Genomic DNA, 19121 nt, shown 5'->3' with positions numbered 1-19121 from the left:
CAGGCGTCCGAGGCGGTCTTTGGGCGTCCTTTACGGATAGACGTAGGTGTTCAGCGTGGCCACCGCCGAGGCGGGACTGCCGAGGTCGTAGCGGTCCACGGCAAGGAAGTTGGGCTTCTTGCGCGCGGCCGGCTGACAGAACCGCTGGGCCCGGTCGGCGAGTTTGGTGTTGTCGGTCGTCGCCGTGGAGGCGATCGCCACGTCCCGGAAGTGGTTCATGACGAAGAGGGGCTTGAAGGCGCCCTCGGTGCGGGTCAGCGGGGTGTTGGAGTCGGCGCCGTACCAGCGGCTGTAGCAGGACCAGTCGGAGGTGCCGAGGCCGCCGCCCATGGACCAGTAGTTCTCCACGGTCCACTCGCGCTGGTACATCACGCCGAAGGTGTCCCGGGTGAGTCCGGCGGTCTGGTCGGCGGAGCGGCTGTGGTCGGTGAAGATCAGCAGCCGGTCGTTGGCGGCGATGAGATCGGCGATCTTCGGCCAGCCGTTCTGCCGTACGCCGGTCTGGTCGGGCCGGTAGAGGACGTCCGACAGGCCGCTGACGCGGGCGAGTTCACCGCGCAGGACGCCCGGATCGACGTAGTCCTCCAGGAAGACGGTGACGACCTGGGTGGGGTTCTGCTTGAGGAAGTCGACCATCCGCTGGAGATCGACCCACAGGGCGACCGGGCTGCCGACCAGGGTGCAGCTGTTGTGGCAGAGGATCGCGCCGTCGGAGGTCTGGTGGATGTCCAGCATGAACCCCCTTACGCCATCGGTGAGTTGCTGGTTGATGCCGCGTGCCTGGTTCGGGACGAGGTTGACGAAGGGCGGGGCGAAACCGCCGTCGACGCCGTTGGCGTAGGCGTTGTGGGCGGTGAGGAACGTGACCTGGTCCAGGGTCCGTTGGTCGGCGGACGGCATCGCGGCGACGGTGGGCGCGACCGGCGTGAGATACCAGGCGGCCAGGCCGCCCGGGTCGCCGATGGCCAGCTGGTCGGGGTAGTTGGCGCCGGACGGCTTGGCGGCGACCGTCAGATAGCGGGTGGTTCCCGGGGCCTTGAGGGTGTACTGGTCGGTCCCGGACGGGCTGATCTCCCAGGCCGCGTCGGTGCTCGTACAGGCGACGGTCCTGGCCTGGTCGCCGGAGCGGCCGAGACAGGAGCCCGCGGTGTCGGCGCTCTCCAGAAGGTACGAGGTTCCGCTCGCGCGCAGCGTCCACTGCTGGCGGTCCTCGTTGCCCTTGGGCCTGTGCTGTTCGACTGCTCCGGCGTCGTCGGCGGCGTTGAGCCCGGTGGTGGCGCTCTGGACGTAGTAGGCGCCGGCGGCCGGTACGGGCGCGGCCAGGGCGGGTGGCGCGGGGGCGGCAACCACCGTCGCCAGTGCGGCTGTTGCGGTGAGCAGAGCGGTGCGGGGGGTCGGCATCTACGAGGGCCCTTCATCGACTCGGCGGCTCGACGACTAGGTCGGCAGGGGCATGACATCACGAAGCCCGGCATGAAGTCAGCACACCCGTCACACCCGCACCTCAACCATCAGCGCCCGTCTGCCACTTCGGTCTGACCTTTGATATGTTTCGACGCCACCGAGGCTGCGGGAGGCGTTCGAACTGTGGACTTCGAGCTGACCGAGGACCAGGAAACGATCCGCAAGGCCGTTGCCGGCCTGCTGCGCGACTTCGACGACCGGTACTGGATGGAGAAGGACCGGGATCACGAGTTCCCGGCCGAGTTCTATGACACCGTCGCGCGCGGCGGCTGGCTGGGGCTCACGATCCCCGAGGAGTACGGCGGCCACGGCCTCGGCATCACCGAGGCCACGCTGCTGCTGGAGGAGGTCGCGCGGTCCGGCGGCGGGATGAACGCGGCGAGCGCGATCCATCTGTCGATCTTCGGGATGCATCCCGTCGTGGTGCACGGCTCCGCGGAGCTCAAGCGCCGGACCCTCCCCCGTGTCGCCACCGGCGACCTCCATGTCTGTTTCGGCGTGACCGAGCCGGGGGCGGGGCTGGACACGACGAGCATCACGACGTACGCGCGCCGGGACGGCGGCCACTATGTGGTGAACGGCCGCAAGGTGTGGATCTCCAAGGCGATGGAGTCGGAGAAGATCCTGCTGCTGACGCGGACGTCGAAGATCGGCGAGGTCGCGAAGAAGACCGACGGGATGACCCTCTTCCTGACCGATCTCGACCGCGCCCGGGTCGACATCCGCCCCATCCCGAAGATGGGCCGCAACGCCGTCACCTCGAACGAACTGTTCATCGACGATCTGCGGGTGCCGGTGGAGGACCGGGTCGGCGAGGAGGGCCAGGGGTTCCGGTACCTCCTCGACGGGCTCAATCCGGAGCGGATGCTGATCGCCGCCGAGGCGCTGGGAATCGGCCGGGTGGCGCTCGACAAGGCTGTTCGGTACGGCAGGGAGCGGGTCGTGTTCGACCGGCCCATCGGCATGAACCAGGGGGTGCAGTTCCCGCTCGCGGACTCGCTGGCCCGGCTGGACGCGGCCGAGCTGGTGCTGCGCAAGGCGACCTGGCTGTACGACCACGGCCGTCCGTGCGGGCGCGAGGCCAACACCGCCAAGTACCTGTGTGCGGACGCCGGGTTCACGGCGGCGGACCGCGCGCTCCAGACGCACGGCGGGATGGGCTACTCCGAGGAGTACCACGTGGCCCGCTACTTCCGTGAGGCGCGGCTGATGCGGATCGCGCCGATCAGCCAGGAAATGATCCTGAACTATCTCGGCTCCCATGTGCTGGGGCTGCCGAGGAGTTACTGACCGTACGAGCGGGTGCTGCCGGTGGAGGGTCTGGTCATGTGACGGGCGGGCGGACACGTCATGTGACAGGCAGCGCGAGTCACGTATTGAATGGTCCGGCCGAAGTGGTGTCGTCGACGAGAGGCCTGACCCGTGCAGAGCGCCGGACATTCCGCCAGTGATCCGCGCTTCGACGTGGTGAGGGTGCCCAAGGCGTCGGACGTGCTGGCCGCCGAGGTACGCGAGCGGATCCTTTCCGGCGAGTTCACCGAGGGCATGGCCCTGCCGCCGGAACGCGCGCTGGTCGACCAGACGGGGCTGAGCCGGGCGACGGTGCGCGAGGCGCTGCGTATCCTCGAGGTCGAACGGCTGGTGCGGATCAGGCCGGGGCGCGGCGGTGGCGCCTTCGTGCACCGGCCGGGCCACGAGTCGGTGACGAACACGGTACGGCTGGTCATCCGGGGCCGGCAGATCCGGCTGGAGGCGCTGCACGAGACGCGCGAGGCGATCGAGCCGACGTGCGCCGCGCTGGCCGCGAAGCGGCGTACGTCGGCCGATCTCGCCGAACTCGACGCGGCACACGCCGAGTTGATGGCCGCCGACAGCAACGACGATGTCCCGCGCTTTCTGCGGGCCAACGTCCGCTGGCACACCGCCGTGGCGAAGGCCGGCGACAACGAGCTGCTGATCGGTTTCATGACGGCGCTCGCCCAGTCGATCTACGCCGCCACGGACATCGACCGGTTCATGGACGCGGAGATCCGCGAGGTCACCGCCCACGCCCACGCCCGGATCACCGAGGCGATCAGGGCACAGGACGGGCCCGCGGCGATGCGGCGGATGACCCGGCACGTGTGCGGGTTCGCCCGCGCGGCGGCCGAGGCGGACCAGCGGCAGCGGGTGGGGCTGCCCGAACCGGGCGGCGACTGACAGGGCGCTCCCGCCCCCTCCCGAGCCGAACCCCGCCTGTGCGAGAATGGGATTTCCATTCAGCGTGAACAATCCTCTTCACTTTCGGTCTGACCTTTACTAGCATCCGAGGTCGACCGACCAGTGGCACCAGCGGCAAGGGAGAGGGTGCGCATGGGCGAGGCCGACTCCGTCCTGACCGTGACCGCCGACGGCGATGTCCGTGTCGTCACCCTGAACAGGCCCGGCAGGCTCAACGGCGTATCCGAGGAGCTGCATCGTCGACTCGCCGCTGTGTGGCGGGAGTTGGCGGACGATCCCACGGCGCGGGCCGTCGTGCTCACCGGCGCGGGACGGGCGTTCAGCGCGGGCGGCGACTTCGACCATCTGCGCCGCCATCACACCGACCCCGAGCTGCGGGAGCGGTCGATCCGTCTCGACCGGACGATCCAGACGGAGATGATCCGCTTTCCGCTGCCCGTCGTGGCGGCGGTCAACGGCCCGGCGGTGGGCCTCGGTTGCAGCCTCGCGCTGGGCTGCGATCTGGTGCTGATGGCCGACGACTCCTACCTCGCGGACCCGCACATCTCGGTGGGCCTGGTGGCCGGTGACGGCGGTGTGACCCTCTGGCCGCTGCTCACGAGTCTGCTCCGGGTGAAGGAGTACCTCTTCACCGGGGACCGCATTCCCGCCGAGACGGCGGTCCAACTCGGCCTGGCCAACCGGGTCGTGCCGGCCGCCGCCCTCCACCAGGAGGCGCTGGCGCTGGCCCACCGGCTGGCGGCGCAGCCCCCGGAGGCGCTGCGTGCCACGAAGGCGGCGTTGGCCGTCGTGGTGGAACAGGCGACGCGGGGTGGCATGGAGGCGGCCCTGATGGCGGAACGGGCCACGATGACCAGCCCGGACCACATCCGGATCGTCGACGAACTGGCGTCGCGGGCGGAGCGCCGGTCCAGGGGCGGGGAGGGATAGCCCGTGGAGACCGAGGAGTTCGTGCTCGTACGCGACCTGCTGCGTTCGTTCGCCGCCCGGTTCCGCGTGGGCTCCGCCGACGACGTCAAGCCCTCGGCCGGCGCCGCCGCGCAGGAGGCACTGGACGAGCTGGGCCTCGCCGGACTGCGCCGGTCCACTCCCCCGGCGGCCACTGTCCAGGAGTGCGCGCTGCTCGCCGAGGAACACGGCAGCCTGCCGCTGCCCACCTCCCTGCTCGGTACGGTCCTGCTCGCCCCGGAGCTGCTCCGCCTGCTGCGGACACCGGCGGCGCCCGGCAGGACCCCGACGATCGCCCTCGCCCGCGACCTTCGCTTCCCCGCCGAGAGCTCCTCGCCGCTCGTCGCCTGGGACAGCGAGGGCGCGGACGAGGCGCTGTGCGTGCTCTCCGACGGGACGGTGACCGCTGCCGGTCTGGGCCCGGCGGCACCGAGCGTGGACCTGTTGCGCGCGATCCGTACGGCGGAGCCCTCGCGGCGCGTGGTGGGAGTGCTCGACCCCGCCGCGCACCGGCACTGGCAGGCGTACGCGCTGATCGTCGTCGCCTCCGAACTCGTGGGCGCGGTTCGGTCGTTCGTCGCACAGAGTGTGGAGTACGCCCGGGAGCGCACCCAGTACGGCCGGCCGATCGGGTCGTTCCAGGCGGTGCAGCATCTGCTCGCCGACGCGACCGTGCTCGTGGAGGCCTGTGCGAGCGCGACCCGGTATGCCGCCTGGTGTCTGGACCACGAGTCGCCGCAGCGGGCACTGGCCGCCGCGCGGGTGGCGAAGGCGGAGGTGAACAGGTCGGCGGTGGAGGCGGTGTACGCCGGTATGCAGGTGTTCGGCGGGATCGCGCAGACGTGGGAGCACATCGCGCATCTGTATCTGCGCAAGGTCCGCGTGGGCGCCACAGTGCTGGCCACGACGGCCGACCTGCTGACGGTGCTGGCCGGACCGGAGGCGGCGCGGTGACCGACACCCCGCTGGACTTCGGCGACCCGGGCGACCTGAACCGGCTCCGCACGGAGTTCCGCGCATGGCTGGCCGAACACCCGCTGCCTGAAAGACACTTGGACGAGCCGGTGCCCGCCTTCCTGCATCGCTGGCACCGACTGCTGCACTCCGGCGGCTGGGTGGGTCTCGATGTTCCGGAGCGGTACGGCGGTCGCGGGCTGACGGCTCTTCACCAGGTGGCCATCAGTGACGAGTTGGGCGCTTGCCGGGCCCCTGGCGTCCCCCGGATCGGCTATCTCGCCCATGCCCTGCTGGAGTTCGCCTCCGAGGAGCAGCGGCTGCGCATGCTGCCGAGGATGCTGGCGGGCGACGAGGTGTGGTGCCAGGGGTTCAGCGAGCCCGGCGCGGGCTCGGACCTCGCCGGGATGAGCACCTTCGCTCAGCGCAGGGGCGATCACTACGTGGTCCGGGGCCAGAAGCTCTGGACCAGCTACGCCCAGTACTCCGACCTGTGCCTGCTCCTGGCCCGCACGGACCGCGAGGGCTCGCCGCACCGCTCGATCACGGCGTTCGCACTGCCCCTGGACCGCGCGGGCGTGACCGTACGGCCGCTGCGGGCGGCCAACGGGGACGACGAGTTCTGTGAGCTGTTCCTCGACGACGTCCGCCTGGAGGTGTCCGAACGGGTCGGCACCGAGGGCGACGGCTGGCCGCTGGCGATGACGACGGTGTCGTACGAGCGCAACGCCCTGGACACCGGCCATCTGTCGAAGTACGGCCTGCTCGTCGAACGCCTGCGGTCCACCGTCCGGGAGCGGGCCGACTCGCTCCCGGACGGACTGCGCTCCGAGATCGGGCGGTGCTGCGTGGACTACGAGGTCCTGGTGGCGCATGCCCGGCGCCGGACCGCCGAACGCCTGAGCGGGCAGGTCACCGGCCCCGAGTCGTCCATCGACAAGCTCCTGATGACGAGGGCCGAACAACGCCTGTACGAGACGGCCCTCAAGGTCTTCCCGGAGCAACTGGCCGAGGACGGCGGCGAGATCTTCGGCGAATACCTCTATTCGCGGGCCGCGTCGGTGTACGGCGGTACCTCACAGATCCAGCGGAACATCATCGCGAAACGGGTCCTGCATCTGCCTTCGTCCGGCCGGCCTTGAGCACTGGAGCCTTCCCGATGCGATACGACGACGAATTCCTGACCATTCCCCACGCCATCAGGCTGGCCGCCGAGCGCTTCGGCGACGACACCGCACTGATCGACGGGGACCGCCGGTGGAGTTTCCGAGATCTGGAACAGCGAATGGTGGACGCGGTGAGAGCCACTGTCACGCTGGGCATCGGGCAAGGGGACCGTGTCGGGCTCTGCGCACCCAATTCCGCGGAATGGATCTTCGCGGCACTCGGCATTCAGGGCGCGGGAGGTGTCGTCGTCCCGCTCAACACGCGCTTCAAGGCGGGCGAGATCTCCTACATTCTCCGCAGGTCGGGAGCGCGGGCGGTTTTCGCTTCCCCATTCCTCGAAAGCGACTACATCGCCGAGCTGCTGAAGTACGACCCCGGTCTTCCGGCGCTCCGCAGGACGGTGTCGGTGCTCGGCGCGAAGGGTGCCGCGGATCAGTCGTGGACGGAATTCCTGCGCGCCGGTGAGGCAGTCTCCGCCGCCACGGCCGAGGAGAGGATCGGGCGGCTCACCCCGGACGACATCTCCGACGTGATGTTCACGTCCGGCACGACGGGCCGTCCCAAGGGCGTCATCCTCACCCACGGCCAGTCGCTGCGGGCGTACGGCTGGATGGCCGAGGAGTACACGTTCCGGCGCGGCGACAGCTTTCTCGTCATCCCGCCGTTCTTCCACTGTTTCGGCTACAAGGCGGGCTGGCTGGCCTCCTTCCTGCATGGTGTGACGGTCATTCCGATGCCGGTGTTCCACCCCGGAAAGGCACTGGAGATCATCGACAGGGAACGCGTGAGCATTCTCCTGGGCCCACCCACGATCTTCCACGACCTGATCAACCACCCCGACCGCTCCGGATACGAACTCTCTTCACTCCGGGTTTCCATGACGGGCGGCACCACCGTTCCGGAGTCGCTGATCCGCGCCATGAAGTCGGAGTTGTCCTTCGACATCGTGATGAGCGCGTACGGACTGACCGAGTCGTCCGCGTTGGTGACGACCACCCGTATAGGGGATTCCGAGGAGACGGTGGCCCGCACGACCGGGCGTGTCATTCCGGACGTCGAGGTACGGATCGTCGACGAGGCTGGTCGGGAAATCGCCGCGGAACAGGACGGGGAAATCCTCGTACGGGGTTACAACGTCACCCGAGGTTACTGGGACGACCCCGAGGCGACCGCCGTCACGATCGACGGCGAGGGCTGGCTGCACACCGGGGACATAGGGCGGCTCGACGAGAACGGGAATATCTCGATCGTCGACCGGAAGAAGGAGATGTACATCGTCGGCGGATTCAACGCCTATCCGGCGGAGATCGAGAATCTGCTGTTGGCCTACGAGCCCGTCGCACAGGTCGCCGTGATCGGGGTGCCCGACGAGCGGCTCGGCGAGGTCGGCTGTGCCTTCGTGGTCCCTAAGCCGGGGTCCGAGATCGGAGAGAAGGACATCGTCGAGTGGTCCCGCGAGCACATGGCCAACTTCAAGGTGCCGCGCCACGTCCGCCTCACCGACCGACTCCCGCGCAACGCGAGCCAGAAGGTCCTCAAGGACGAGTTGCGCACCCGCTTCGAAGGGAAGGCCTGACATGGCCGGTGAAGCCAGCCCGGCCGGGGCCGTCGGGCCGCTCGACGGCATCACGGTGGTGACGTTGGAGCAGGCCGTGTCCGCACCCATGTGCACCCGCACCCTCGGCGACTTCGGCGCCCGGGTGATCAAGGTGGAGAACCCGCAGGGCGGCGACTTCGCCCGGCACTACGACGACGTGGTGAACGGCCTCGCGGCGCACTTCGTGTGGATCAACCGGGGCAAGGAGTCGGTGGCCCTGGATCTCAAGTCACCGTCGGGAATGGCGGTGCTGCACCGGCTGCTCGACCGCGCCGACGTCCTCGTCTCCAACCTCACCCCCGGTACCACGGCCAAGCTGGGCATCGCCCCCGCCGACCTGGCCGTACGGCATCCGGATGTGATCGCCGTCGAGATCGACGGGTACGGGCCGGGCGGACCCCTCTCCCACAAGCGGGCCTACGACCTGCTCGTCCAGGCCGAGGCGGGGGCGTGTGCGGTCACGGGTCTGCCCGGGGCTCCGGCCAAACCCGGGCCGCCGATGGCCGATGTGTGCGCCGGGCTGTACGCGGCCCTGTCCATCATGGCGTTGCTGTACGAGCGGGGGCGTGAACGGCACCGCGGACCGGCGTCGGTCGCGGTGAGTCTGTTCGACACCATGACGGAGTTGATGGGCTATCCGCTCACGTACACCCAGCACTCGGGCGTCGACCAGCAGCCCTGGGGCATGGGATCGCCGGCCGTGGCACCGTACGGGGCGTACGCCACCGCGGACGGTCACACCGTTGTCCTCGGGACGACCAACGACCGTGAATGGCAGCGCTTCGCACGGGACTTGCTGGGCCGGCCCGACCTGGCGGACGACGAGCGGTTCGCCACCACGCCCGGCCGGGTCGCCCACCGGGCCGTCCTGGACGCCGAGATCAGCGCCTGGTGTGCCCGCCACGAGCTAGCATACGTGCAGAACAGCGCGGACGCCGCCGGGATCGGCAACTCGCGCTTCAACAAGCCGAGCGAGGTGGTCGCGCATCCGCATCTGAAGGCGCGTGACCGGTGGCGGGAGGTCGAGACACCGTACGGGCCGATCTCCGCGCTGCTTCCGCCGCCGGTGATCTCGGGCTACGAGCAGCCGATGGGCGCGATCCCGGCGCTCGGTGAGCATACGGCGTCCGTGCTCGCCGAGTTGGGCATCGACGGCGAGAGGACCGGCGGGGGCGAGGCGCCGTGAGTGGCGCCGAGCAGCCCGTACTGCTGTGCGACGACCGGGACGGCGTACGGACGCTGACGCTGAACCGACCGCGCCGGAAGAACGCGATCGACGCGGAGCTGTGGGCAGCGTTGCGGGACGCGTTGACGGATGCCGGGCGTGATCGCGACGTGCGGGCGCTGGTGGTCACGGGAGCCGGGGGCGCGTTCTGCTCGGGGGCCGACATCTCGGGCGGGGTCAGCGGCGTCCATCCCCTGTACCGGATGCGGACGTTGAGCGAAGTCGCCCTGGCACTGCACGAGTTGCCGGTGCCGACCATCGCCAAGGTGACCGGTGTCGCGGTCGGGGCCGGGTGGAATCTCGCACTCGGGTGCGATCTGGTCGTGGCCACACCGGAGGCACGGTTCTCGCAGATCTTCGCGCGGCGCGGGCTCTCCTTGGACCTGGGGGGTTCCTGGCTGCTGCCGAAGCTGGTCGGGTTGCAGCAGGCCAAGCGGCTCGCCCTGCTCGCCGAGACGGTCGGTGCCGAGGAGGCGCGGGCGCTCGGGCTGGTGACGTGGGTGGTGGCGGCGGACGAGGTGGATTCCTTCGTGGACGGTCTCGGGGCACGGCTGGTGGCGGGTGCGCCCGTCGCGCTCGCGCAGACCAAAGCACTGCTGGACGAAGGTGCCGACCGCACCCTGCGGGACGCGCTGGCGAACGAGGCCCGCGCCCAGGGGGTGAACTTCGCGACGGCGGACGCGTCGGAGGCGTTCACCGCGTTCATGGAGAAGCGGGAGCCATCCTTCGACGGGCGGTGGGCGGTGCCCGGGACCGGCCCGCATACAACCAGGACGACAGCCGACTCGGCGGCGCCAGGCACCCCTTCGGTCCGGAGGCCGTAGTGCGTGAAGCAGTGACCGCGGTGGCGGTGCGCAACCCCGTCGGGAGGCGCGACGGGGGCCTCGCGGGCGTTCACCCGGCCGTCCTGTCCGCCCTCGTCCTGTGCACGCCGGCCGAGAAGGCGCGCGAGCTGGGTCTGGCGCCGCTCGTACACCACCGGGCAGGCGTGGTCGTCGGCGCCGGCCCGGTGCTCATGCTGACGGGGGCGATCCCCGCGACCGAAGGGGTGCTACGGAAGACGGGCGCCGACCCGAAGCTGCTCAACCCGCCGGGCGGGGCCGTCGCCCTCGGGCATCCAGTCGGGGCATCCGGCGCTGTCCTGATGACCCGCACGATCCACGACACGCGGGAGCGCGGCCTGCGCTACTGCCAGCAGACCATGTGCGAGGGCGGCGGCACCGCGAATGCCACCCTCGTCGAACTCGCCTTCTGACGGGAGCAGTTGTGCGTCGAGACATCTTCACGCCCGACCACGAGGCGTTCCGGGGGCTCGTCCGGGACTTCGTGGCGAACGAGGTGGTCCCGTACTACGCCGACTGGGAGGAGGCCGGGCGGCTGCCCCGCGAACTCTTCGAACAGCTCGGCTCGCTGGGCCTGTTGGGCATGTCCGTCCCCGAGGAGTTCGGCGGGGCGGGCCTGGCCGACTACCGCTACAACGTGGTCCTCCAGGAGGAAGCGGCCCGCGCACTGGTCACCCTGGGTACGGTACGCACCCAACTCGACGTCGTCCTCCCCTACTTCCTCACCTACGCCGACCAGGAGCAGCGCGCCCGCTGGTTCCCCGGCCTCGCCGCGGGCAAGCTGCTCACGGCCGTCGCCATGACGGAACCCGGCACGGGATCCGACCTCGCGGGCATCCGGACGACCGCCGTGCGGGACGGTGACTCGTACGTCCTGAACGGGGCGAAGACGTTCATCACCGGCGGGCTGCTCGCCGATCTGGTGGTCGTGGTGGCCCGGACGAACACCGATCCGGACAACCGGCGCGCGGGACTGACCCTGCTGGTCGTCGAGGACGGTATGCCGGGGTTCACGCGGGGCCGGGTGCTGAAGAAGATGGGCATCAGAGTGCAGGACACGGTCGAGCTGGCCTTCGACGACGTACGGGTCCCGGTCACCAACCGGCTCGGCGAGGAGGGCGCCGCCTTCTCCTACCTCGGCCACAACCTGCCGCAGGAGCGGATGACGGTGGCGGTCGGCTCGGTCGCGCAGGCACAGGCAGCCCTCGACGCGACGGTCGAGTACGTCAAGGAGCGCCGGGTCTTCGGGAAACCGGTCGCCGGCTTCCAGAACACCAAGTTCGAACTCGCCGCTGTGGCAGCCGAGTTGGAGGCGGCGCAGATGATGCTCGACCGGGCTGTCCTCGAACTCGTCGACGGCAGGCTGTCCGGCGCCGACGCGGCGAAGGTCAAGCTTTTCTGCACGGAGATGCAGGCCCGGGCCGTCGACCGCTGCCTTCAACTCTTCGGCGGATACGGGTATATGCAGGAGTACCCCATCGCCCGGCTCTACACGGACGCGCGGATCACCCGCATCTACGCCGGGACGAGTGAGGTCATGAAGGTCATCATCGCCAAGTCGTTGGGACTGTGATGCCGGATGTCCGGGACAGCTGATTTCGAAGGACGGCCAGGCGCCGCGTTCGTCGCGGGCGGAACCGGTGGCATCGGTGCGGAGATCGTACGGATGCTGGCCGAGCGGGGCAGCGACGTGGCGTTCACCTACCGCGCCAACGAGACCGCGGCGGAGTCGATCGCCGGTGAGGTGAAGGCGTACGGCCGCCAGGTTCTGCCCCTGCGGCTGGACCTGGAGGACGAGGTGGCCACGGCGGAGGCGGTGGCCGAGGCCGACGGGGCGTTCGGAGGGCTGCACACGGTCGTCTACGCGGCCGGTCCCCATGTACCGATGCGGCATCTCAGCACGGTGACTCCGAGCGAGTACCGTGCCCAACTCGACGCGGACGCCGTGGCGTTCTTCAACCTGGTCCATCCCGCGCTGCCGAGACTGCGGGAGACCCGGGGCAGCATCGTCGCCGTGACGACGGTGGCCACCCGCCGCTATCCGGTCCGGGACGGGCTGTCGGCGGGCACGAAGGGCGCAGTCGAGGCGGTCGCCCGGGCGCTCGCGGCGGAGGAGGGGCGGTACGGGGTCCGGGTGAACTGTGTAGCGCCCGGCATGCTCAACGACGGGATCGCCGGCCGCCTGATCGCCTCCGGGGAGCTGGACGAGGCCGCACTCGCGATCACCCGGCGCAACATCCCGCTGCGCCGTTTCGGGGCCGCGACGGACATCGCGGAGGCGGTGGCGTTCCTGGCCTCCGGGCGCGCGGGGTTCATCACCGGGCAGGCGTTGGGGGTGGACGGCGGGTACAGCGTCTGAGTCGCCTGCTCACTCGGGGGCGGTGATGCGTTCTCCGGCCACGAACGCCGCCCTCACGGTGTCGGCTGCCAGTACGTCGAGTGCTTCTCGCCGGGGTACGTGGAGCAGACACATGTCGGCGATCGCGCCGACCGTCAATCGCCGTGCCGTCGCGGGGTGTTGAGGCTCTCCGGTGAACAGGTTCAGGGCCGCTGCCGCGTCCAGTGCCTCTCCCCCAGTACGTTCGACGGTGGCCCGCATGACCGCCCAGGGGTCGTGGGTTCCGTACGGGGCGTCGGTGCCGGCGGCGAGCGGGATGCCCGCGTCGGCCAGGGACCGGCAGCGGTAGAGGTGGGGGCGGTCGTCGGGGTCCACGTCGGTGGCGTAGGCCTGTCCGCGCTCCGCGGGGAAGTGCGGCTGGGTCACGACCGTCACGCCGAGCTGCTTGATCCAGGGGATCGTCTCGGCCGGGACGATCGACGCGTGCTCGATGCGGTCGCCGTCGGCCGGGCCGGCCTCGTCCAGGGCGAGCAGGGTCACGAGCAGCTGCACCCGGGTCACGCAGTGGACGGCTACCGGGCGAGGCCGGAGCGATGCGATTCCGCTGGCGAGTTCGGCCGGGGCGGGCAGGGTGGCGTCGTCGAGCATCAGCTTCACGGGCGCGTCGACCGTCATGACGAGCAGCCGCTGCGGCAGTACCGACAGCAGGTCGAGGAGGCCGTCCGCCGGGTGCGGATCGGCGTTGGTGAACCCTGTGACGCCGAGCGCCGCCGCCCTGCGCCCCACGCCCTCCAGGTCCAGGCGCACGTGCGGTACGTGTCCGCGCAGCCGTTCGTCCTCCCGCCAGAACCGTCCGTCGCCCGCTTCCGTCTCCAGCCCGGCCGCCCGCAGCGCGGCACCGTTCCAGACCCACAGCGCGCCGGTCCGGTGCTGGACGCGAACGGGCCGGTCCGGCACGAGGGCGTCGAGGGTCCATCGGTCGAGGTCGCCCGCGACGCTCTCGTGGTAGCCGACGGCCCGCACCCACTCCTTGGGCGCCCCACCACGCAGGGCCGCGGCGAGTCCGTCCGGGCCGGTGACGTCAGCCGGGCCGACCCGGACGGACGCGGCGTCGGCGGCAAGGGCCGCGAGGTGGATGTGGTGGTCGTGGAGGCCGGGGAGCAGGGCGCCGCCGCGCCCGTCGATGAAGTCGGGCTCGTCCCTCCCTCCTTGCCCGTCTGTCCCGTCCAGCCGATCACCGATCTCGGCGACACGCCCGTCCCGGACACGTACGTCCACCGGCCCGGCGCCCTGGATCTCGACGTTCCTGATCAGCACGGCGACGGCACCAAGGAGGCGGCGCAGGCCGACATGGCGACGCTCAGCAGCTCGCCGCCCCCGGTGGCGAGGGAGTGGGCCGTGGCATGGGCGGCGTAGATGCCGGTGACCGGGTCGGCGAGCGCGTCGCCCAGGAATACGGGGTCGCCGTGGCTGTCGCGGCCGGTCAGGCCACCCGCGACTGCCGCGTCGTCGCCGAACGCGATGCGGTCGTCGTCCCGGCCGTACCCGGTGATGCTCACCCAGACCCGGCCCGGACGGGCGGCGAGGAACTCCTCGGCGTGGATTGCGAGCCGGCGCAGTGCCCGCGCCCGGGACGCCTCGATGACGACGTCGGCCCCCGCGATGACCTCGGCGAGCGCACCCGAGGCGAAGTCCAGCACCAGGCTGTCGTGCCCCTCGTGCAGCCAGCGGTAGAAGGCGGGCGATCCGGCGCGGGCACCGTCCGGGCGGGTCGTGCTCTCCACCTTCACCACCTGGGCGCCCGCGAGCCCCAGAAGGCGTGCGCACAGGGGGCCCGCCCAGAGGGCCGACAGGTCGACGACGCGGAGGGCGCCTGTGCCGCGTACGCGCTGCTCACCGAGACGCTCGGTGCGTACCGGGGGCCCGCTCGCGGAAGCGTGCTCCGAGGCCGCGATCCCCAGCAGTTGCGCGTTCGCTGCCACTTCTGAGCCCATGGCCCGGCGCACCACCTCCTGAAGAGGCTCGCCCTCCGCCCCGTTCAGAAGGGCGACGAGAGCCGGTACGGCGGCCAGGTCGTCGGGGCGGGCGAGGTTCACCGCGGTCCAGCCGTCGGCCGCTTCGAGAAGGTGACAGGAGCCGCCGGCCGACGTCCGGCCCGGGAGGGCGTGGCTCGTCAGTTGGGCACGGAGAAAGAGGGCTGTGGGCAGGTCCATGGGCACGCCCGTGAGAGCGGTGAACTCCTTCGCGACCGAGGCCAGCGGAGGCAGGTACGGCTCGACCGAGTTCATCCAGTCGTCGAGAGCGTCATTCTCCAATGGCCAAACGCCCTTCTCCTACGAGGTAGCCCCAAATTACACTCCGGTCGTGACCTTGCCCTCCCCCTTCGCCCTCGTCGACCTCGACCGTGGACCGAGTCCCGGCCTCGGCCCGGGAGCGATTGGAGCGACTGGGCGGGTGCTCGTAGGCATCGCAGAGAAACCCACCGGGACCGACGGCGGTTTCGACGTCCTCCTCACCAGCGAGCCCGATCCACCGCGCCCCTGGGTGAGCTGCGCCGACCCGTGCGCCACGGCCCGGCATCTGGCGGAGATCGTCACGGACCGTCCCGCCGCCTCCGTCGCCCTGACGCAGGTGCTGCGGATGGGCCCGGCGCTGGCGCCACCCGACCGTCTCGTTGCCGAGTCGCTCGCCTATTCGACGCTCCAGGCGTCGGCCGTCTTCCGCGCCTGGCTGGACTCGGCGCCCGCTCGTACGCCGCGACCCTCTGCCGAGCCTGTAGCCCTGGCCCGGGACGGTGACAGGCTCTCCATCACCCTCGACCGGCCGGAGGCCCGCAACGCCATGGACGCCGGTACGCGGGACGCCCTGTGCGAGGCGCTCGAAGTCGCCGTACTGGACCCGTCGATCACCCGCGTCGACCTCTACGGCAACGGGCCGGCCTTCTGCGCCGGCGGGGACCTGAGCGAGTTCGGCACGGCCGGTGATCCGGCGCAGGCCCATCTGGTGCGCGTCCACCGCAGTCCGGCCGCCCTGCTCCAGCGGTGCGGTGCGCGGGTCACGGCGCATCTGCACGGCGCCTGTGTCGGGGCGGGCATCGAGCTGACGGCGTTCGCGGGGTGGGTGCGGGCGGCGCCGGATACGGTGATCCGGCTGCCGGAGGTGGGGATGGGGCTCATCCCGGGCGCCGGCGGCACGGCCAGCTTGCCGCTGCGGATCGGGAGGGAGCGTACGGCCTATTTGGCGTTGTCGGGGGAGTCGTTGGGGGCCAAGGATGCACTTCGGTGGGGATTGATCGACGAGGTTGTTCAGGGGGACTGAGCGTTCCTCGCGATGTGCGGTTCTGAGTCTGCGGGCCGTCTGTGGCTGGTCGCGCAGTTCCCCGCGCCCCTGAAGGGGCGCTCTACCGCTCGGCGGATTCAGTCGCCTCGCCCCGTCACTTCCCTGTCCACACCGGAGGCCTGCGCTCGGCGAACGCCCTCGCTCCCTCCGTCGCGTCGGCGCTGCGGAACACCGACTCGATCTCCGATGGTTCGGCCCAACGGCGTTCCCGCATCAGCTTCTTGGTCATGGTGACGCCCAACGGGCCGTTCCGCGCGATCCGTTCGGCGAGGGCCAGTGCCTCCGCGCGGACGGCGTCGGCCGGGACCACCCGGTTCACCAGGCCGATCTCCCGGGCTCTGGCCGCCGTGACGAGTTCACCGGTGAGGCCCATTTCCAGGGCGACGGCAAGCGGGATGCGGTCGGCGAGGGTGGTGGCGCCGCCCGCCGCGAAGAGGCCGCGTTTGACCTCTGCGACTCCGAGGGACGCGGTGTCGGCGGCAACCACCAGGTCGCAGGCCAGGGCGAGTTCGAAGCCGCCGGCCACCGCCGACCCGTTGAGGGCCGCGACGACCGGGGTGGCGACGCCCTCGCGGTAGAACCAGAGCAGGCCGTCGAAGCGGGCGCCACGCGCGAACGCCTTCAGGTCCATGCCGGCGCAGAAGGCCGGGCCCGTCCCGGTGAGGACGATCGCCCGGACGGCGGGGTCTGCGTCCGCCTCCTTGAGGACGGTCGACAGTTCGTGAAGGAGCTCTGGGTTCAGGGCGTTTCGCGCCTCGGGCCGGTTCATCGTGGCCACCAGGACGTTGCCCACCCGTTCGGTCAGGACCAGGTCGCCCTGGTTGTTCTGGTGGTTCTGGTGGTTCTGGTGGTTCTGGTGGTCCTCGCTGTTCTGCGGCACAACCACTCCTCGGTTCCGCTCGGTTCAGTCGGACGCGGGCAGTGGCTTGGCCGCCTTGATGGTCATCGGGGCGCCGTCACAGGCCAGTCCACCCGCTCCGGAGGCGGTGCAGAGCAGTTCGAGAGTGCCCGTGGCGTCCACGTACCGCTTCCCGATCAGGGTGCCCGAGCCAATGTCCTCGACCTGCGGGGCGGAGGTTGCGGGCACCATGGGCACGCCCGCGCAGGTGAGTTGGGGCTGTGCGTCGACGGGGGCCCGGATCACGACCACGCGGGTGCCGCAGGCGGTGCTGGCGAGCTGGTTGCCGGGGCGCAGCATCGATGCCGGAGTGGTCATGGCCAGGGTCCCTTCCGAGCGGACGGTCGAGGTCACGCGGGTGGTCGCGGGGCCGGAGTCACTCCGGGTCGTGCAGCCGGTCCGGGTCGCGCAGTCGTTCGGCGAGGAGGCTGACGTCGTACGACTGGCGGGCCATCCAGAAGCGCAGGAAGCCGGTGAGGGAGTAGCGCAGGAACAGCGTCGAGCCCACCACGCCGGCGGTGATTCCGGCGAGGCCGAGAGCGAGTCCGTCGTTCTGGACGAGGGGGTCGAGGGTGTTGTGGGCGACGAGGTAGCCGGAGGCGCCGAGGATCAGGCCGAGCGCCATCAGGGCTCCGCCGAGGCGCAGCCAGAGCCCGGAGCGGGCGGCGGCCGGGTCGGGGATCTTCAGGTCGGTCAGTTCGCGGACGAAGCGGTCCGCACGTGGCTCGGTGGACGTCATGCGGAACTCCCGAGGTAGAGAGCGGACAGTTCGGCGCGCAACCCGTCGTCGGGGTGGCCCTGCCGTTGGATCCGGCCGCGCACGAGGACTGCGGCGCGGTCGGCGATGTCGAGGACGGCGGCGGCGAACTGCTCGACGACGAGGACGGCCACGCCCTGCCTGGCGATCTCGGCGACCTGTTCGTAGAGGCGGGAGACCACCAACGGGGCGAGCCCCATGGAGAGTTCGTCGAGAAGCAGGACGGCCGGGTCGGTGGCGAGCCCTCGTGCCAGGGCGAGCATCTGCTGTTCGCCGCCGGACATGGTGCCGGCCGGCTGCGAGGCACGCCGGGCGAGGGCCGGGAAGCGGTTGAACGCGATCTCCTCGACCTCGGCCCGGGTGCGGCCGGTGTAGGTCATCATCAGGAGGTTGTCGCGCACCGAGAGGTTGGGGAACACCCCGCGCCCCTCGGGGATCAGGCAGACTCCGGCGCGGGCCAGGTCGCGCGGGGCGACGCCCGTCATGTCACGCCCGCCAAGGAGCAGTTGGCCGGACTCCGGCGGGTGGATGCCCGCCGCGACGCTCAACGCGGTCGTCTTTCCAGCGCCGTTGGGGCCGAGCAGCGCCACCACCTCGCCGGCGGCGACACTCAGGTCGACTCCGTGCAGGACGGTGATCCGTTCGTGGGCGGCGCGGATGCCGCGCAGTTCGATCAGCGCGTTCACGCGTCCCCCAGATAGGCGGCAAGGACCGTCTCGTCGTTGCGGACCACCTCGGGCGGGCCGACGGCGATGACCTTCCCCAGGTCGAGGACGTACACGTCGTCGCAGACGCTCATGACGAGGCTCATGTCGTGTTCGACGAGGACGACCGCGGTGCCGTCGTCGGCGAGGGCCCGCAGGAGGGCGGCGAAGCGTTCGGTCTCCTCGGCGTCCTGTCCGGCCGCGGGTTCGTCGAGGAGGAGCACCTTGGGGCGCAGGGCCAGCGCCCGGCCGACCTCGACGAGGCGGCCGACACCGGTCGGCAGGGTGTCGGGCGCGGTGTCGGCGATGCCGGTGAGGCCCAGCCGGTCGAGGATCTCCGTGACCACGGCGACCGCGCGCGGCCGCTCGGGGCCGAGTTCGGCAGCGACGAGCAGGTTGTCGCGGACGCTGAGCCGGCCGAACAGCTCCAGCCGCTGGAACGTACGGGCGAGTCCGCAGTGGGCGCGGGCGGAGGGACGCATCCGGGTGATGTCCCGGTCGCCGAGAAAAACGCGCCCCGAGGACGGTCTGCGCAGCCCGGACGCGACGTCGAACAGGGTGCTTTTCCCTGCCCCGTTGGGCCCGATGAGCCCGGTGACACGGCCGGGCTCGGCGGTCATACCGACCGCGTCCAGCGCCCGGTTCCCACCGAAGGAAACCGTCACTCC

20 protein-coding genes are annotated in these 19121 nt (G+C 70.8%); 12 read left to right on the top strand and 8 right to left on the bottom strand.

Translation table 11 applies throughout. The features are described 5' to 3' along the window. Window positions 1-30: 30 nt before the first annotated feature. Window positions 31-1401: a phosphoinositide-specific phospholipase C-related protein gene (locus tag ACW4TU_RS43005; protein WP_457422651.1), complete on the bottom strand. Its 1371-nt coding sequence runs from the start codon at window positions 1399-1401 to the stop codon at window positions 31-33. 186 nt (window positions 1402-1587) lie between these two features. Here ACW4TU_RS43005 and ACW4TU_RS43000 point away from each other — a divergent pair, with 186 nt between their 5' ends. From ACW4TU_RS43000 to ACW4TU_RS42950, 11 genes are all read left to right on the top strand, one after another. Continuing rightward, window positions 1588-2754 carry an acyl-CoA dehydrogenase family protein gene (locus ACW4TU_RS43000; protein ID WP_457422649.1) on the top strand — a complete coding sequence of 389 codons (1167 nt, stop codon included), beginning with the start codon at window positions 1588-1590 and terminating at the stop codon, window positions 2752-2754. 132 nt (window positions 2755-2886) lie between these two features. Beyond that, on the top strand, window positions 2887-3663 hold the full coding sequence (locus tag ACW4TU_RS42995; RefSeq protein WP_457422647.1) for a FadR/GntR family transcriptional regulator: 777 nt from the start codon (window positions 2887-2889) through the stop codon (window positions 3661-3663). Between the two features lie 153 nt (window positions 3664-3816). After that, entirely contained in the window at window positions 3817-4614 is a 798-nt protein-coding gene (locus ACW4TU_RS42990) for an enoyl-CoA hydratase/isomerase family protein (protein ID WP_457422645.1), read from the top strand. A 3-nt stretch (window positions 4615-4617) separates the two neighbouring features. Beyond that, entirely contained in the window at window positions 4618-5586 is a 969-nt protein-coding gene (locus ACW4TU_RS42985; protein WP_457422643.1) for an acyl-CoA dehydrogenase family protein, read from the top strand. Then, window positions 5583-6728 carry an acyl-CoA dehydrogenase family protein gene (locus ACW4TU_RS42980; RefSeq protein WP_457422641.1) on the top strand — a complete coding sequence of 382 codons (1146 nt, stop codon included), beginning with the start codon at window positions 5583-5585 and terminating at the stop codon, window positions 6726-6728. The genes ACW4TU_RS42985 and ACW4TU_RS42980 overlap by 4 nt, the downstream gene beginning before the upstream one ends. A 17-nt stretch (window positions 6729-6745) precedes the next feature. After that, complete coding sequence (locus ACW4TU_RS42975; protein ID WP_457422639.1) at window positions 6746-8329, top strand: FadD3 family acyl-CoA ligase; 1584 nt, start codon at window positions 6746-6748, stop codon at window positions 8327-8329. A gap of 1 nt (window position 8330) precedes the next feature. Further along, window positions 8331-9536, top strand: coding sequence for a CaiB/BaiF CoA transferase family protein (locus ACW4TU_RS42970; RefSeq protein ID WP_457422637.1), 1206 nt, complete (start codon window positions 8331-8333; stop codon window positions 9534-9536). Then, the gene (locus tag ACW4TU_RS42965; protein WP_457422635.1) at window positions 9533-10399 is read left to right on the top strand and encodes an enoyl-CoA hydratase/isomerase family protein; all 867 of its coding nucleotides are present in this window, start codon (window positions 9533-9535) and stop codon (window positions 10397-10399) included. The genes ACW4TU_RS42970 and ACW4TU_RS42965 overlap by 4 nt, the downstream gene beginning before the upstream one ends. Then, window positions 10399-10830, top strand: coding sequence for an acetyl-CoA C-acetyltransferase (locus ACW4TU_RS42960; protein WP_457422633.1), 432 nt, complete (start codon window positions 10399-10401; stop codon window positions 10828-10830). Before ACW4TU_RS42965 ends, ACW4TU_RS42960 begins: the two co-directional genes overlap by 1 nt. Window positions 10831-10841: 11 nt before the next feature. Beyond that, the gene (locus ACW4TU_RS42955; protein WP_457422631.1) at window positions 10842-11990 is read left to right on the top strand and encodes an acyl-CoA dehydrogenase family protein; all 1149 of its coding nucleotides are present in this window, start codon (window positions 10842-10844) and stop codon (window positions 11988-11990) included. A gap of 6 nt (window positions 11991-11996) precedes the next feature. Beyond that, window positions 11997-12776, top strand: coding sequence for an SDR family NAD(P)-dependent oxidoreductase (locus tag ACW4TU_RS42950; protein ID WP_457422629.1), 780 nt, complete (start codon window positions 11997-11999; stop codon window positions 12774-12776). 9 nt (window positions 12777-12785) lie between these two features. Here ACW4TU_RS42950 and ACW4TU_RS42945 read toward each other — a convergent pair whose 3' ends face one another. Together ACW4TU_RS42945 and ACW4TU_RS42940 are read right to left on the bottom strand one after the other, a co-directional pair. Further along, window positions 12786-14072, bottom strand: coding sequence for an amidohydrolase family protein (locus ACW4TU_RS42945; protein WP_457422627.1), 1287 nt, complete (start codon window positions 14070-14072; stop codon window positions 12786-12788). Further along, window positions 14066-15070, bottom strand: a complete 1005-nt coding sequence (locus tag ACW4TU_RS42940) for a CoA transferase (RefSeq protein WP_457422625.1) — start codon at window positions 15068-15070, stop codon at window positions 14066-14068. Before ACW4TU_RS42940 ends, ACW4TU_RS42945 begins: the two co-directional genes overlap by 7 nt. Before the next feature lie 49 nt (window positions 15071-15119). Here ACW4TU_RS42940 and ACW4TU_RS42935 point away from each other — a divergent pair, with 49 nt between their 5' ends. Next, a complete protein-coding gene (locus tag ACW4TU_RS42935) occupies window positions 15120-16073 on the top strand; it encodes an enoyl-CoA hydratase/isomerase family protein (protein ID WP_457422623.1) in 954 nt (317 codons plus the stop codon). A 115-nt stretch (window positions 16074-16188) separates the two neighbouring features. Here ACW4TU_RS42935 and ACW4TU_RS42930 read toward each other — a convergent pair whose 3' ends face one another. Genes ACW4TU_RS42930 through ACW4TU_RS42910 form a run of 5 tightly spaced genes read right to left on the bottom strand, consistent with a single transcriptional unit; the run spans window position 16189 to window position 19118 of the window. Then, the gene (locus ACW4TU_RS42930; protein WP_457422621.1) at window positions 16189-16974 is read right to left on the bottom strand and encodes an enoyl-CoA hydratase-related protein; all 786 of its coding nucleotides are present in this window, start codon (window positions 16972-16974) and stop codon (window positions 16189-16191) included. A 24-nt stretch (window positions 16975-16998) separates the two neighbouring features. Next, on the bottom strand, window positions 16999-17310 hold the full coding sequence (locus tag ACW4TU_RS42925) for a hypothetical protein (RefSeq protein ID WP_457422619.1): 312 nt from the start codon (window positions 17308-17310) through the stop codon (window positions 16999-17001). Between the two features lie 58 nt (window positions 17311-17368). Beyond that, entirely contained in the window at window positions 17369-17731 is a 363-nt protein-coding gene (locus ACW4TU_RS42920) for a hypothetical protein (protein WP_457422617.1), read from the bottom strand. Next, window positions 17728-18435: an ABC transporter ATP-binding protein gene (locus ACW4TU_RS42915; protein ID WP_457422615.1), complete on the bottom strand. Its 708-nt coding sequence runs from the start codon at window positions 18433-18435 to the stop codon at window positions 17728-17730. The genes ACW4TU_RS42920 and ACW4TU_RS42915 overlap by 4 nt, the downstream gene beginning before the upstream one ends. After that, complete coding sequence (locus tag ACW4TU_RS42910; RefSeq protein WP_457422613.1) at window positions 18432-19118, bottom strand: ABC transporter ATP-binding protein; 687 nt, start codon at window positions 19116-19118, stop codon at window positions 18432-18434. Before ACW4TU_RS42910 ends, ACW4TU_RS42915 begins: the two co-directional genes overlap by 4 nt. Between the last annotated feature and the right edge of the window lie 3 nt (window positions 19119-19121).

Source organism: Streptomyces kryoterrae, assembly GCF_054072135.1.
The sequence above is the reverse complement of the archived record's forward strand: the minus strand, read 5'-3'. Positions and strand labels throughout refer to the sequence as shown.